A 1,344-nucleotide genomic window follows, 5' to 3' on the forward strand; every position below is an offset into this window, starting at 1 on the left:
CCGTTTCTTGGGAAAAAGTCCTCAATCAAATGCCCGGTTTGCAGATAATTACGCCCCAGTCGGCTGAGGTCTTTCGTGATGACAAGGTTGATCTGCCTGCGCTCAATGGCTCTCAACATTCTCTGTAGGTCAGGACGCTCCATGTTAAGACCTGTGAAGCCATCGTCCTGATAGACTGCCACAACCTCCCATCCCTGCTTTTCGCAGTATTTTTCCAGCATATCACGCTGGTTTGCGATACTGGCACTTTCGCCTTGCAGGTCATCGTCCTTTGACAGCCTGCAATAGACCGCCGCACGATAACCTCCGGCAAGTGCCGAACCGATTGTTCTGTATTCCATTTCGTTCATCATAGCCATTTACCCACACAATCCAGACGGTATCTGGCTCTTTTGAACCTCATCTTCATTATAGCCTATATCTTTCTTTTTAGCAAGATATTCTTTTGCATTTGTCTTTCCGTATTTCTGGGAAATCAGGCTGACGAACACATCAGTGGCGTCAAGCTCCCCGTCAAATACAGTGGTCACATGAATCTCTGTTTTGTTTTTTGCCATAGGCAGTTATCCTCCATACATGAAAATAGCCAGACAGAGGGTGTCGGCAACGAAGTCCGGCAACGGACTTCAAAAGACCTTGCAAACAATCTCAATCTGGCGATGGTTACTATTTATACTTTTCTTTTATTTTTTTGTTGTTTTGGTTGTTATAAGGGAGAAAAGCCCGGAAATAAGGGGTTTTTCCCGGCAACCGGCTCGGCAACGGGATAACAACAGGGGGTGCAACGGGCTGTCCTTTTCAGAATGGAAGCTCCATCTGTTCTGTGACCTCCACAAAACCGTCCATCGTTTTTTCAGACGGGTTGCCGGAGTCCGTTGCCGGGTTTTCACGCTCCCAGCCCTTTTGTCTGCCATATTCGGAAAACATTCTTGGGTTCGGGAAGTACCGCCAGCCAGAAATGCACTGGTTCATAATCTCGTTGATTTCCCGGATTTCCCATTGCTTCGGCTCGTCAAAGGCATGGTTCAAGGCTTCCTTATAGAGCTGCTTGGAGCAGACCATGCTCCCGGTGTATTTATCAAGATACGCCTGTATCATCCCGGCTTTGGTGTCCTCCGGCATAAAATCCCGCTGGTGTTCTTTGAGATACCGCTGCATGGCGGGGCTGAAAGCCAGCTTGAACCTGCCGCTTTTATAAATCTCCATCGCTTCCGCCCACATCTGCCCGATATAGGCTCTGGAAGCGGCTTCATCCTCCAAAATGTGAACTTCCGCCTGCTCCGGGTACACCATGACCGGGATAAAGCGGCGGTTGCCGGAACGGTCAAGGGGCAGGAAGTCAAG

Annotated in this window: 3 protein-coding genes; all 3 read right to left on the minus strand. The window is 49.2% G+C overall.

All coding sequences use genetic code 11. The features are described from left to right. Nucleotides 1-359 (minus strand): recombinase family protein (locus DW922_RS17285; RefSeq protein WP_182429514.1); only part of this gene is annotated, 359 nt, incomplete at its 3' end. Further along, nucleotides 360-557 (minus strand): hypothetical protein, encoded by a 198-nt coding sequence (locus tag DW922_RS17290; RefSeq protein WP_002592708.1) that lies wholly within the window; start codon nucleotides 555-557, stop codon nucleotides 360-362. It lies immediately after the preceding gene. Between the two features lie 241 nt (nucleotides 558-798). Further along, on the minus strand, nucleotides 799-1,344 hold a 546-nt coding region (locus DW922_RS17300; RefSeq protein WP_243032306.1), incomplete at its 5' end, for a virulence-associated E family protein.

It is taken from the genome of Clostridium sp. AM42-4, from assembly GCF_003480105.1.
Classification (GTDB): domain Bacteria; phylum Bacillota; class Clostridia; order Lachnospirales; family Lachnospiraceae; genus Brotaphodocola.